This is a genomic window from Chitinophaga sp. GbtcB8, from assembly GCF_019091455.1.
Lineage (GTDB): Bacteria > Bacteroidota > Bacteroidia > Chitinophagales > Chitinophagaceae > Chitinophaga.
Genome location: NZ_JAGXJN010000013.1, coordinates 1 through 14,102 on the forward strand (window position 1 = coordinate 1; position 14,102 = coordinate 14,102).

The following is a 14,102-nucleotide window of genomic DNA, read 5'->3' on the forward strand; positions in this document are numbered from 1 at the left end:
GCTACCGTGATCCCTGCCACCAGCGGCAGCCGTACCTTGAAACACGCTACCCACGAAGCTATCCGCGACTGGATCAATAACCCGGTGGATACGCATTACATCATAGGCTCCGTAGTAGGGCCGCATCCGTACCCGGATATGGTAGCGCGTTTTCAATCCGTAATCAGCGAAGAAATAAAACAGCAGCTGCAGGAAAAAACCGGCAGCCCTTATCCCAATTATGTACTGGCCTGTGTAGGCGGTGGCAGTAATGCAGCGGGCGCTTTCTTCCATTTCCTGGATGATGAGCAGGTGCAGCTGGTACCCGTAGAAGCAGCCGGTAAAGGAGTGAACAGCGGTTTTTCCGCCGCTACTTCCCAGCTGGGCAAACCGGGTGTTATACATGCCAGCAAAACCCTGCTGATGCAAACAGAAGACGGGCAGATCGTAGAACCACACTCTATTTCTGCTGGTTTGGATTACCCGGGTGTAGGGCCTTTACATGCTCACCTGTATGAAACCGGCCGCGCACGTTTCCTGAACGCTACGGATGATGAAGCCCTGGAAGCTGCTTTTGAGCTTACCCGTTTGGAAGGCATTATCCCTGCGCTGGAATCATCCCACGCACTGGCCCGTTTAAAAGGCCTGGACCTGAAACCCAGCGATGTAGTAGTGGTATGCCTTTCCGGCCGTGGTGATAAGGATATGGGCACTTACATTAAACACATGCAGAAATAATTTACGATGTTAGATTTAGTGGAAGCACTTCGATAAAATCTAAAATCTAAAATCGTAAATCGTAAATCTAAAATCGAATGAATCGCATAGATCAACTTTTTGCAAGCAAACAAACGGGCATCCTCAATATATACTGCACAGCAGGTTTTCCTGCCCTGGAAGATACTCTGCCGGTAATGACGGCCCTGCAGGCGCATGGCGCAGATATGATAGAGCTGGGCATGCCTTTCTCCGATCCGCTGGCAGACGGACCTGTGATACAGGACAGCAGCACCCGTGCCCTGCAGAATGGCATGAGCCTGAAAAAGCTGTTTGCCCAGCTAAAAGACTTCAGAAAAAATATACACGTTCCCGTTATACTTATGGGTTACCTGAACCCGGTAATGCAATTTGGCATAGAGCAATTCTTACAGCAGTGCGCAGCCACCGGGGTAGATGGTCTCATTTTGCCGGACCTTCCCATGCAGGAGTATGAGCAGGAATACCGCCCGCTGTTTGAAAAATATGGATTACACCTTATCTTTCTGGTAACACCGGAAACCAGCGAAGCCCGCATACGGCAGATAGACGCCCTGAGCAAAGGATTTGTATACGCCGTATCCTCCTCTTCCACCACCGGGAAAGATAAGGATATGAAAGGCCAGCAGGCTTACTTTGAACGCTTAAAGGCCCTGCAGCTGAAAAAACCGGTACTGATCGGTTTTGGCATAAAAGATAAACCCACCTTTGATGCAGCCTGTGCATACAGCAATGGCGCTATTATTGGAACGGCGTTTATTAAAGCAGTAGAAAATGCAAAAGATCTGGATGGAACCATTAAACAGTTCATTCAATCGGTAAAGTAAGAACACACATGAAAACAGCCATCATAAAATACAACGCCGGCAACATCCGCTCCGTGCTTTTTGCGCTGGACCGCTTAGGGGTGCAGGGCACGGTGACCGACGATCCTGAAGAGATACGGGCAGCTGACAAAGTGATCTTTCCCGGTGTGGGAGAGGCCAGCACCGCCATGCAGTACCTGCAGCAGCGCGGCCTGGATAAAGTGATCACCAGCCTGCAGCAGCCGGTGCTGGGCATTTGCCTGGGCTTACAGCTGATGTGCAAACACTCTGAAGAAAATAATACGCCCTGCCTGGGCATCTTTGATGTAGAGGTAAAACGTTTTCAATCGCCGGTAGCTAACCTGTTAAAGATCCCGCAGATAGGCTGGAACAATATAGCCGGTTTGCACAGCACCATCTTTGAAAAGGTACCGGAAAACAGCTACATGTATTTTGTGCACAGCTACTACGCCGCACTGGCGCCGGAAACCGTGGCTATTGCCAATTACGTGGTGAACTATAGCGCTGCTTTACAAAAGGATAATTTTTACGCAGTACAGTTCCACCCGGAGAAATCAGCAGAGGCAGGACAAAAATTGCTGGAAAGCTTTCTGAAGTTATAAGTAATGGCAGGCATTGAGATAAAGAAGATACAAACCAACGATACTTTACCGCTGCGCAGGGATGTATTATATCCCGGCCAGTCATTAGATAGTGTACGTGTGGACCATGATGAGGAAGCCCTGCACTTTGGCCTGTTTAAAGACGGGCAGCTGGTGAGTGTAGGCTCCCTGTTTATGAACGGTAAGCAGGCCCAGTTCCGCAAGCTGGCCACCACACCGGCTTTACAGGGTAAAGGATACGGCACCTTACTCATTAAACAAATGCAGCAGCAGTGCCGGAAGGCTGGTATTCCTTTATTATGGTGCCATGCCCGCCGTACTGCCGAAGGTTTTTATACGCGCCTGGGTTTTACAAAAGCAGGCAATTATTTTGAAAAGAATAACATTATTTATTGCAGGATGGAATTACCCGTGCAAACAACTAAGCAATTTACCGTAATACCCGCCATAGATATTATTGACGGCAAATGTGTGCGTCTTACACAAGGCGATTATGCGCAGCAAAAAGTGTACAACGAACATCCGCTGGAAGTAGCAAAGGCATTTGAAGATATTGGTGTGCAGCGCCTGCACCTGGTAGACCTGGACGGCGCTAAAAAAGGAGCTGTAGTGAACTGGAAAGTGCTGGAAGCTATTGCCGGAAAAACCGGTTTGGTAGTGGATTTTGGCGGAGGCATTAAAACAGCAAAGGACCTGGATATTGTATTTGAAAGCGGGGCTGCGCTGGCTACCATTGGCAGCATAGCGGTAAAAGACCCGGAGCTGTTCTTTGGCTGGGTAAAAAAATATGCACCTGAAAAAATATTCCTGGGTGCTGATGTGAAGGAAGAAAAAATAGCAGTAGGCGGCTGGCTGGAAACTACCCAGCTCTCCATCTATGATTTCCTGGAAGAGAATGTACGCCATGGCGTACATAACATTTTTTGTACGGATATTGCAAAGGATGGCCTGTTACAAGGCCCGTCCACCGCACTATACCAGCAAATACTGGAACGTTTCCCGGATATTAACTTTGTAGCCAGCGGCGGCGTAAGCAACCTGCAGGATGTTGAAACCCTGCGCGAAATAGGCTGCAGCGGCGCCATTGTAGGTAAAGCGATCTATGAAGGACGCATTACCATGGAGCAGCTGAAGGAATTAATAATGAATAATTAAAAATTGCCGTCATTGCGAGGCGCAGTGTAAAGCTATTGTGCGTGGGGCGACGAAGCAATCTTGCGAATAAATGGCAGGAGATTGCTTCAGCATGCTCCGCACAAACCTGTGCTATGCTTCGCAATGACGAAGGAGAGCCTCGTAATACGGGTATAAACGAGTGGATAATCATAATTATTAATAAAGGCTTGAAGTACAATCCCTTCGATTATTCATTCTTCATTATTAATTTAAAAATTTAAGAACATGCTTACAAAAAGGATCATCCCCTGCCTGGACATCAAAGACGGGCGTACCGTAAAAGGGGTGAATTTTGAAAATATACGCGATGCCGGCGATCCTATAGAGCTGGGTGCTTTATACGCACAGCAGGGCGCTGACGAGCTGGTGTTCCTGGATATAACGGCTACGAATGAACGGAGAAAAACACTGGCAGAGCTGGTAACCGGTATTGCCCGCCATGTGAACATTCCGTTTACAGTAGGCGGCGGCATATCATCCGTAGAGGATGTATATGTGCTGCTGCAATCAGGTGCAGATAAAATATCCGTAAACACTACTGCCTTTAAACGCCCGGAGCTGGTGGATGAGCTGTCACGCGAATTTGGCAGCCAGTGTATTGTGCTGGCCATTGATACCCGTTTTGAAGAAGGCGATTGGTATGTGTACCTGAACGGCGGACGCGTAAAAACCACTACCAAAGCCTATGACTGGGCCAAAGAAGCGGTAGACCGTGGCGCCGGTGAAATACTGCTTACTTCCATGAACAACGATGGTACCAAGCAGGGTTTTGCGCTGGATATTACAGGGCAGCTGTCTCAAAATCTGAACGTACCTGTGATCGCCTCCGGTGGTGCAGGTACCATGGATCATTTTACAGAAGTATTTGAAAATGCCCAGGCAGATGCCGCGCTGGCCGCCAGCATTTTCCACTACAAGGAAATAGAAATACCCGACCTGAAGAAGTACTTATACAGCAAAGGAATAAACATCAGATTTTAGATTGGGTGAAAGGAATACTTCGGTATTCAATAAAAGCAGAAAATACTCCGCTGCATTAGCTTTACGCTTTATGCTTTGCGCTTTCGGCTCAAACAAATACGATTAGTATGAAAATTGATTTTGAAAAGTCTCCGGACGGCCTGGTGCCGGCCATTATACAGGATGCAGCTACTTTGAAAGTGCTGATGCTGGGTTACATGAACCAGGAAGCAGTGAACAAAACCCTGCAGGAAAAAAAGGTGACCTTTTACAGCCGCTCTAAACAGCGCCTGTGGACCAAGGGGGAGGAGAGCGGCAATTTTTTGCTGCTGCAGGACGTTAAAGTGGATTGTGATAACGATACATTGCTGATAAAGGCCAACCCGGTAGGGCCGGTATGCCACACAGGTGCAGATACCTGCTGGGATGAGGTGAATGTGAGCAACGATTTCCTATCAAAGCTGGAAAGCGTGATCACGGACCGTAAGAATAATCCTACGGAAAAATCTTACACAGCCAGCCTGTTTGCCAAAGGCATTAACAAAATAGCCCAGAAAGTAGGGGAGGAAGCAGTGGAAGTAGTAATAGAAGCCAAGGATAATAACGAAACATTATTCCTGAATGAAGCCGCTGACCTGCTGTTCCACTACCTGATCTTATTGAATGCCAAAGGCCACCAGTTATCCGATGTGCTGAATGTGCTGAAGGAAAGACATAAGTAGAATATTTTTTATATATTTATAACATGAAGCATTTATTCCTGGTGATGTGCTGTGCCGCCAGTGCCTTAGTTGCCAACGCACAAAACGTAATATCCGGCACGGTAAGCGGGGCCGATGGGAGAAAGATCTATTTGTTCGATGATGCCGACAATAACCCGGACGACTCCACTGTGCTGCAAAAAGGCCAGTTCAGCTTTACCATTAAGCAACCCTCAGAACCCTCTGTATTCGCGCTGATATTAGAAGGTACAGACCAGCCACTGTTATTTGTGCCGGGCCCAACCCCGCAGCAGTTAACATTGAGCGCAGATAAATTTCCGATAGCAACCGCTGTAAAAGGCAATGATAATACAAAAGCCCTGCAGGAATACCAGGTGCAATTTCAGCCGCTGATACAAAGAGCGCATGCATTAAACCAGGAAGCATCCGGCATTTCAGGCGATGATGAAGCAGCCAAAGAAGCTTTCCGCAAAAAAGCCGGTGTTTTCAGCGATGATGTAATAAAGACCGGCAAAACCTTTGTACAGCTGCATCCCAAGGCATTAGCCAGTATGTGGATGCTGATCAACGAGTTACGCCCGCGCTTAAAACCCGATGAATTTGCAGGGCTGTTTGCCGGCCTGGATAAATCACTGCAAACCGGCAAGTACGGACAAAGCGTAAGCCAGTATATTAGAAGCCAGAAGCTCAGTGGTATTGGTGAAATGGCAGATGACTTTTCGCAGGGGGATGTAGATGGTAAGGCTATCAAGCTTTCCTCTTTCCGCGGTAAATATGTGCTGGTAGATTTCTGGGCCAGCTGGTGCGGTCCCTGCCGGGCAGAGAACCCCAATGTGGTAAAAGCCTTTAACAAATACAAAGGCAAGAACTTTACAATCCTCAGCATTTCCCTGGATGATGATAAGAACCGCTGGTTACATGCCATTAAGCAGGATGGTCTTAACTGGACGCATGTTTCCGATCTGCATGGCTGGAGCAATGAAGTAGCCGTACAGTACGGTATCCGTTCCATACCCTCTAATTTCCTGGTAGACCCCCAGGGGCGCATTATAGCCCGCAACCTGCGCGGCTCCGCCCTGGAAGACAAGCTGGGAGAGATACTGAAATAATTAGTTAATGTGCTAATATGCTAATGTGCCGGTGTGCTGTGCTGTGTTCGCAGTCGCCGGCACATTAGCATATTAGCACATCAGCACATGGTTCCGTTTATCACAATCAGTTTGATTATGCCCCGCTGTTTCCTCATATTTGTTACTACGTATAAACGTTAAAAGGAGCATTAATAATTATGAAGAGAGCTATACTGACTGCCGTGCTGTTAGCGCCGGTAGTTTTGTTTGCGCAGGAAGAGAAGCCGTTTACTATCAATGGAACGGTAGCGCAGTTACAAAAACAGGCCAAGGTATATCTGAACGTGCGGAAAGGGGATGATAATACACTGGATAGTGCAGAGGTAAAAGACGGTAAGTTTGCTTTCAAAGGAACTATTAAAGAGCCTTCTATGGCCAGCCTGATGATGGTGATCACTGATCCGCCTGCTGATATGCCCAAAGGCAGCAAGCGCGATGTATTGCCGCTGTTCCTGGATAACGGGAATATTACCATTACCGCGCAGGACTCCATTAGCACCGCTTCCATAAAAGGATCTAAGGCCAATGATGCATACCTGCAGCTGAATGGTATGCTGAAAGATATAGATACCCAGATGCGGACCCTGCAAAAAGAATATCGCCAGTTATATATGGCTAAGGATGAAGAAGGAATGAAAAAGCTGGAGCCGCGGTTTGATTCACTGGAAGCACAGGAAAAAACTATTATGCGCGCTTACCTGGATAAAAATCCCGGTTCGCCCATAGCGATGTTTGCGCTGAACCAGTATGCGGGTTATGAAATTAACCCTGCAGATGTAGAGCCGGTGTTTAAAAAGCTGGATAAAAAAATAAAGAATTCAGCATCCGGTAAGGCCTTTGTGCAACGCCTGGAAGCAGCTAAGAAAACCGCCATTGGCCAGCCTGCGCTGGACTTTGCACAGGCGGATGCCAGCGGTAAGACCGTTAGCCTGGCCTCTTTCCGTGGAAAATATGTGCTGGTGGATTTCTGGGCCAGCTGGTGCGGCCCCTGCCGGGCAGAGAACCCGAACGTAGTTAGAGCTTACAGTAAGTTCAAGGGAAAAGGTTTTGAAATACTGGCTGTTTCCCTGGATGATAAAAAGGATAAATGGCTGGCAGCCATACAGGCCGATAACCTGTCCTGGACGCACGTTTCAGACCTGAAAGGCTGGAAGAATGCCGCCGCAGAGCTGTACAGCATCCGCGCTATTCCCCAGAACCTGCTGATAGATCCGCAGGGCAGGATCATAGCGAAGAACCTGCGCGGCGAAGCGCTGGAAACCAAGCTGGGTGAAATAATGCAGTAGTTCAATCGGAAGTATCAAATAACAACAGGCGCCGGATGCAGTAAATGCGTTCGGCGTTTTGTTTTTTATAGTAGATGATTGTATAGATCTATTATCCTTCGGCGCCTCCTGCTTCAGATCTTTCCTTCAATTTCCTATAGCCTTCAAATTTTTCCCTTCCAATCCTTGCCTTGGAATCTTTTCCTCCAAACCTTTGCCTTCAAGCCCTTCCTTCAAATTCTTCCTCCAATTCCCTCCCCAAAACCTTTCTTCTCCAAGTCATTATCCCTCCCCAAAATTATTTTATAAAAAGAATTACGAAAGTGTCGTAGAATTACGAAAACATCGTAACTTAGTCCTGTAAACAGAAATATATGGAAAAGCTCACGCAGCAGGAGGAAGCTGCCATGCAGGCTGTATGGCAAAAAGGCAAGGGTATTGTAAAAGATTTCCTGGAAGCGCATAATGCGCCGGCGCCGCCTTACACTACCCTGGCATCCACCATCAAGAACCTGGAAAAAAAGGGTTACCTGCAAAGCCGTAAAACAGGTAACGTATATGAGTATACGCCTTTGATAGCAGAAGAAGAATACAAGAAGAAGTTCATGAATGGTTTTGTACAGCACTACTTTGAGAACTCCTATAAAGAGCTGGTGACCTTTTTTGCAAAGGAAAAGAAGATCAGCCCCGACGAGCTGAAAGAGATCATTAAAATGATTGAAAATAACGATCCAAAATAATAAGATATGCCGGCCTTATTAATATACCTGTTAAAAGCCAACATAGCGCTTACCTTATTTTACCTGGCTTACCGCTTTGGACTGCGCAGGCTTACATTTTATGTGCTGAACCGGTTCTTTTTGCTTACCGGCATTGTTTGTTCATCCGTATTCCCGTTAATAGATGTAAATGCGCTGCTGCAGCGGCACCAGCAGATCAGTGAGGTGGTAGCCTATGTGCCGGACCTGGGCGCGTTACAGCTGCAGCCGGTAAGCGAATTTACCGTATGGCATTTACTGGTATATATTTTCTGGGTAGGGGTAGCAGTAATGGCTATACGCTTTTTTATGCAGCTGTTATCCCTATGGCGTTTACACCGGCAGTCGCAGGCAGCCGTTATACAGCAGCTGCCGGTAAAAGCTTTGCAGCAGCCGGTGAATCCTTTTTCCTTCTTTAAGAATATTTACATTAATCCCTCGCAGCATGCCCCCATGGAGCTGGATGCCATTTTGCAGCACGAGCAGGTGCATGTAGAACAGTGGCACACCATTGATGTGATGATGGCGGAGCTGAATAATATCTTTTACTGGTTTAACCCCGGGGCCTGGCTGATGCGTACCGCCGTGCGGGAGAACCTGGAGTTTATTACGGACCGGCGGATGCTGCAGCAGGGAATAGACCGGAAGATCTATCAATACAATTTGATAAAAGTTAGTGGAATTCCATATGCGACGGCCATCGCAAACAACTTCAATCTCTCACATCTGAAAAACAGAATTAAAATGATGAACAGCAAACGTTCCGCAAAATATAATATGCTGCGTTACCTGGTGCTGGGATGCGTGGTGGCAGTAGCACTGCTATCATTAAACTACAGCCGGGCCGCGTTTAAGCATGCGCAAACAGGAGATGTAACAGACACAATACCGGCAGCCCCGCTGGCGCCCGTAGCTCCCGATGCACCATTGCCGGTCATACCGGGCCTGGCGCCGGTAGCTGCAGAAGCGCCCAAATCACCACTTGCGCCAAGAGTTCTGGATACCCTGCCGCCGCCACCTCCTCCGCAAGCACCTGCGCCCTGGCGAGTACCTCCTCCTCCTCCTCCACAAGCGCCGCCCCCTCCACCACCAGTGCCGCCAGTGCCGGATACCGTAAGCCCATCTAAGGTAGTGCTTTGCCCTGGGAGTTTTAATGGACTTTGGATAATAGATGGGGTAGAAACGAATAAGCCAGACATTAAGCCTAGCGATATTATTGCCATGAATGTATTGAAACCAAATGAGGCACGGCCACGTTATGGCGACAAAGGAAAAAATGGGGTGATCGAGATCACTACCAATAAAGGCAAGGGAGGATCCGATATAAGGGTAATTAATTTTAAAAGAGATTCCACACCTACCGTAAGGGTTGTTGGTTTTAAAAGAGATTCTGTAAAGGTACGTTCGGTAAAATTAACGGTGGATACTGCTCAAACCATTAACAAAAGTCACAACTATAACACTAACACTAATGTAAAGACTGCCATTAGCATCCACGGGCTGGATAGCTTAAAAGCCCAGCCGCTGGTGATCGTAAACGGGGTGGTAAAAACCATGACTGCATTGAGTACACTGCCTAAGAACACGATCACATCTGTTAACGTGTTGAAAAGTGATCCCGCAACAGCTTTGTATGGTAAAGCGGGCGTTAATGGCGTAATTATAATACAAACAAAAGACAGTATAACTGTAAAGTAACCCGGTTGTGAAAGGTGACGCGGAAGTTTCACCTTTCACTTTTCCTATTTCAGATCCTTCACACAACGGAAGCCTAAGTTGGATAGCCCGGAAGTGGGCGTGGTTTTCATTCTCGCCGTAACCCGGTACCCGCTGCAATATTCATCTGTACACATAAAGGAGCCGCCCCGTATTACCCGTTTGGGCGCAGCCGGATCAGCCGGGTCAAAACCTTTATCAGGCCCCTGCGGGTTATGCGCCCCTGCCGGCGTATGCTGATAATAATTGGCATCATACCAGTCTGCACACCATTCCCATACATTCCCCGACATGTCATACAGTCCATAACGGTTAGGGGCATATGTTTTTACAGGCGCAGTACCATAAAAACCATCTGTTTTGGTATTCTGGTAGGGGAAATGACCGTTCCAGGTATTAGCTTTAGGCTGGCCTGTGGTCAGCGCTTCATTGCCCCAGGGATAGTTTTGGCGGGCCAGTCCGCCGCGTGCTGCATATTCCCACTCTGCTTCTGTAGGCAGGCGCTTACCGGCCCATTGGGCATAGGCTTGCGCATCTTCCCAGGCTATATGTACAGCGGGGTAATGCTCTTTCCCGTTGATGTTACTTTCCTGCCCTTCCGGATGCTGCCAGCTGGCGCCGGGTTTAAAGGCCCACCATTGAGATACATCATCCAGCGGTACTTCATGGTCCGGGGGCGAGAATACCAGTGAGCCGGCCTGCAGCAAGCTGCTGTCAGGGTCAGGGGAACCGGGCGGTAATTCTTTCAGGATCTCTTCTTTGCTGATGGGTTTTTCTGCAATGGTAACATAACCTGTAGCCGCTACAAAAACTGCAAACTCCCCGTTGGTCACCTCATGCTCATCCATCATGAAACTATCTACCTGTACGGTATGCACCGGCTGTTCATCGGCCTGGGCGGGCATTTCATCTGTTCCCATTTCAAAGCCGCCGCCGGGTATCAGCACCATGCGGTTCATGGTATCTGTCAGCTTTGCAGCCTGTACCGTGCTGTCAGTGGCGGTTGCAGGCCGGGCGCCATTACCGCAGGCAGCCAGGCAGCCGGCGCCTGATAGCAGGTATATGAGTGTGCGTGCATTCATACCTTAAAAATAAAGCGCTTAATGTTAACAATTAAATAATGATTTTTTTAAATAAACTATTGTAAACTGCGGTTGTATGGAATCACTTAATGCACCATTCAGCCGTCGTGATTTTGGAGATGATTTTTTATGGGGTGTTACTATTGCTGCTTTTCAGAATGAAGGCGCGCATGATAAAGACGGCAGGGGCAAATCCATCTGGGATGTTTTTACACAGCGTAAAGGCAAGATTAAAGATGGCAGCCATGCCCGCGTGGCCACTGATTTTTATAACCGTTATTTCCAGGACCTGCTGCTGGCTAAAATAATGGGTTTTTCCGTTTTCCGCTTTTCCATTTCCTGGCCCCGCATACTGCCAAAGGGCAGCGGCCAGGTAAATTCAGCCGGTCTTGCTTTTTATCACCGCCTCATAGATGCCTGCCTTGAAATAGGACTTACCCCCTACATTACTTTATACCACTGGGATCTGCCGCATGTTATGGAAACAAGGGGCGGCTGGTGCCACCGCGGCGTAGTGTATGCATTTGAGGAATATGTGCGTATATGCGTACGCGAGTATGGCGATAAGGTAAAACACTGGATAGTGCTGAATGAACCTTTTGGTTTTACCTCGCTGGGATATATGCTGGGTGTGCATGCGCCGGGCAAATTCGGGTTATCATATTTTTTACCGGCCGTGCACCATGTAGTGCTGGCACAGGCGGCCGGCGCCCGGGTAATACGGGAAGAGGTAAAGGATGCGGTAATAGGTACTACTTTCTCCTGCTCGCACATTATACCCTATACACAAAATGAGCGCGACCTGCTGGCCGCACGCAAGGCCGATGCCCTTTTTAACCGCATGTTCCTGGAACCTGCGCTGGGCTTGGGATACCCGGTACATGATATGCCCATGCTGAAACGCATAGAACGGCGCTACGCCCTTTGGCGCGACTGGGACCGTATGGCTTTTGATTTTGACTTCATTGGTATACAACATTACTTTCCGCTGGTAGTACGTTACAATGCCTTTATGCCGGTGGTAGGTGTATCGGAAGTAAAACCCCGCTACCGTAAGGTGCCGGTAACAGCTCTGGGCTGGGAAATAAGCGCCGGTGGTATGTATGCCGTATTAAAACAGTTTGCCGCTTACCAGGGTGTAAAAAGGATCATTGTAACAGAGGGCGGAGCCGCGTTTACAGACATGCCGGAAGACGGGCGTATCAAGGATACGGCCCGCATACAATACTTCCAGGATTACCTGGGCGCTGTATTGCAGGCAAAAAGGGAAGGGGTGCCGGTAGATGGTTACTTTGCCTGGACACTGACCGATAATTTTGAATGGGCAGAAGGTTACCGCGCCCGCTTTGGATTAGTGTATGTGGATTTTGAAACGCAGCGCCGCACCATTAAAGATTCCGGTTACTGGTTTAAAACCTTATTAAATGAGGAAGGATGAAGCCAGGTAGCCTCATCCTCCTCTTTCATTGTTAACTGCTGCTTTTACTTGCGCGAAGGGTTTGTTGTATGATCCTTGGTCACTGTTCCATAGGAAATATTACCATAAGGGGTTTTGTCCTACATTCGGGCTGATGGAGGTTTCACTCTGCGGAATAGCCCACAGGTAATCCCTTTCGGTGAATTTCCGTTGTTCCACCAGTATATTTTTACCATAATCACTACGGGTATTATCAAAGTAGTTGAGTATACCATACACAGGACCATTCATTACAGTAGCTGCAATTTTCCAGCGGCGTATGTCGAACAGGCGGTTATCCTCCAGCGGAAACTCCACCCTTCTTTCCCTTTTCACCACAGCCAGCAGTGCCGCTTGTGTAGGGGTATTGGCAGTGGTTACTGCAGGCATGTTCACCCCGGCGCGCTGCCGTACGCGGTTAATAGCATCATACACAGAGGCGTCTATCTGGTTAAGCTGGATCTTTGCTTCTGCATAGGTGAGCAATACCTCCGGGAAACGCAGCAATACAATATCATTGTAAGAGTTGCGGTCCCAGCTGCCGTCAATATCAGCCGGTACATATTTTTTGTAATAGAAGCCGGTAAAGGAGCCGTTGTTCTTGCCCAAACCATCAATGGAATTGGGCTTGCTTACATCAATAACATTCCCGTTCACCGTATCGCCGGGCAGTATAACGTTCAGCCTTAAACGCGGATCGCGGTTAGCAAAGGGATGCGCCGGATCATACAGTGCTGACTGGTCAATGGTTTTACCATCTGTGCACTCAAAAGCATCTACCAAAGATTGCAAAGGCGTGATCTCTGACCAGCCGCCCAGGGAAGGGCCGCCTACCCAGGTAGCCGTGGCATTGGGCAGCGTATTTTTTACGTACTGTGCGGATAGGATGATCTCTTTACTGGTTTTATTGGTACCGTTAAAAAGGCTCAGGTAGTTGTTATCAATAATGTAAGTGTTCTGGTCTATTACTGCTTTTGCAGCGGCAGCAGCATCCTGCCATTTGCCTTCATATAACAGGGTGCGTGCTTTCAGCGCCAGTGCAGCGCCTTTGGTAGCCCTGCCGGTGTTGGATGCATCGTAGGCAGCTGGCAGCAAATTGCTGATGGTATCCAGCTCACTTACAATAAAGTCTGCCACCTGCGCCCGGGGAGTACGGCTTTCATTCAGCTCATCTGTGGTGGGAATGTGTGTTACCAGCACAACATCGCCATACAGTCCAATGAGCTGCTGGTAAGCAAAAGCGCGCAGGAAGCGGGCCTCGCCTTTCATGCGGTTGCGCAGGGTGGCATCCATGCTGCTTACGCGGTCTATATTTTCCAGCACATCATTACAGGAGGTGATCATCCGGTAAAAGTTGCTCCAGAAATTGGAGAAGGCATTGTTGCCGGGAGTGGCGCTGCCATTGCCTACATAGATCATTTCACTGGGCCAGTTGCTCCATGCATAGCTATCGTCTGTAGCAGCGGAAAGAAACATACGGTTGTCTACATCACCTAGCCCGCGGTAACAGTTGTTCACTGCGGCAATGGCGTCGGCTTCTGTTTTCCAGTAGCTTTCGCGGGATACGGCATCCTGCGGCTGCTCATCCAGGAAACTTTTTTTACAGGCTGTAAAAGACATACAGGCTGCTATGGCTATTAAGAATATGCTTAGTTTTTTCATGATTGCGAGCG

At 48.3% G+C, this 14,102-nt stretch carries 13 protein-coding genes; 11 read left to right on the forward strand and 2 right to left on the reverse strand.

Going from position 1 to position 14,102, the window contains the following annotated elements; all coding sequences use genetic code 11:
- The 10 genes from KVT36_RS13505 to KVT36_RS13550 form a co-directional block, all read left to right on the forward strand.
- Positions 1-717: pyridoxal-phosphate dependent enzyme (locus KVT36_RS13505; RefSeq protein ID WP_217604035.1), on the forward strand; the 717-nt coding region annotated here is incomplete at its 5' end.
- Between the two features lie 77 nt (positions 718-794).
- Positions 795-1,562, forward strand: coding sequence for a tryptophan synthase subunit alpha (gene trpA, locus KVT36_RS13510; RefSeq protein WP_217604036.1), 768 nt, complete (start codon positions 795-797; stop codon positions 1,560-1,562).
- A gap of 8 nt (positions 1,563-1,570) precedes the next feature.
- On the forward strand, positions 1,571-2,164 hold the full coding sequence (gene hisH, locus KVT36_RS13515; RefSeq protein ID WP_089914082.1) for an imidazole glycerol phosphate synthase subunit HisH: 594 nt from the start codon (positions 1,571-1,573) through the stop codon (positions 2,162-2,164).
- A 3-nt stretch (positions 2,165-2,167) separates the two neighbouring features.
- Positions 2,168-3,319, forward strand: a complete 1,152-nt coding sequence (hisA, locus tag KVT36_RS13520) for a 1-(5-phosphoribosyl)-5-[(5-phosphoribosylamino)methylideneamino]imidazole-4-carboxamide isomerase (protein ID WP_217604037.1) — start codon at positions 2,168-2,170, stop codon at positions 3,317-3,319.
- A gap of 246 nt (positions 3,320-3,565) precedes the next feature.
- Positions 3,566-4,321 (forward strand): imidazole glycerol phosphate synthase subunit HisF, encoded by a 756-nt coding sequence (gene hisF / locus KVT36_RS13525; protein WP_217604038.1) that lies wholly within the window; start codon positions 3,566-3,568, stop codon positions 4,319-4,321.
- A gap of 101 nt (positions 4,322-4,422) precedes the next feature.
- Positions 4,423-5,022, forward strand: a complete 600-nt coding sequence (gene hisIE / locus KVT36_RS13530) for a bifunctional phosphoribosyl-AMP cyclohydrolase/phosphoribosyl-ATP diphosphatase HisIE (RefSeq protein ID WP_368670026.1) — start codon at positions 4,423-4,425, stop codon at positions 5,020-5,022.
- Between the two features lie 23 nt (positions 5,023-5,045).
- Positions 5,046-6,131 (forward strand): TlpA disulfide reductase family protein, encoded by a 1,086-nt coding sequence (locus KVT36_RS13535; protein WP_217604040.1) that lies wholly within the window; start codon positions 5,046-5,048, stop codon positions 6,129-6,131.
- A gap of 179 nt (positions 6,132-6,310) precedes the next feature.
- A complete protein-coding gene (locus KVT36_RS13540) occupies positions 6,311-7,438 on the forward strand; it encodes a TlpA disulfide reductase family protein (protein WP_217604041.1) in 1,128 nt (375 codons plus the stop codon).
- A gap of 353 nt (positions 7,439-7,791) precedes the next feature.
- Positions 7,792-8,157, forward strand: a complete 366-nt coding sequence (locus KVT36_RS13545; protein ID WP_217604042.1) for a BlaI/MecI/CopY family transcriptional regulator — start codon at positions 7,792-7,794, stop codon at positions 8,155-8,157.
- Between the two features lie 6 nt (positions 8,158-8,163).
- Positions 8,164-9,873, forward strand: a complete 1,710-nt coding sequence (locus KVT36_RS13550) for a M56 family metallopeptidase (RefSeq protein WP_217604043.1) — start codon at positions 8,164-8,166, stop codon at positions 9,871-9,873.
- 44 nt (positions 9,874-9,917) lie between these two features.
- Here the strand turns inward: KVT36_RS13550 and KVT36_RS13555 are convergent, their stop codons facing one another.
- Positions 9,918-10,973, reverse strand: a complete 1,056-nt coding sequence (locus KVT36_RS13555; RefSeq protein ID WP_217604044.1) for a formylglycine-generating enzyme family protein — start codon at positions 10,971-10,973, stop codon at positions 9,918-9,920.
- Positions 10,974-11,049: 76 nt separating this feature from the next.
- On the opposite strand from KVT36_RS13555, the gene KVT36_RS13560 reads away from it, so the two are divergent.
- Positions 11,050-12,411, forward strand: a complete 1,362-nt coding sequence (locus KVT36_RS13560) for a GH1 family beta-glucosidase (protein ID WP_217604045.1) — start codon at positions 11,050-11,052, stop codon at positions 12,409-12,411.
- A gap of 99 nt (positions 12,412-12,510) precedes the next feature.
- Here KVT36_RS13560 and KVT36_RS13565 read toward each other — a convergent pair whose 3' ends face one another.
- Positions 12,511-14,091 (reverse strand): RagB/SusD family nutrient uptake outer membrane protein, encoded by a 1,581-nt coding sequence (locus KVT36_RS13565; RefSeq protein ID WP_217604046.1) that lies wholly within the window; start codon positions 14,089-14,091, stop codon positions 12,511-12,513.
- Positions 14,092-14,102 lie beyond the last annotated feature (11 nt).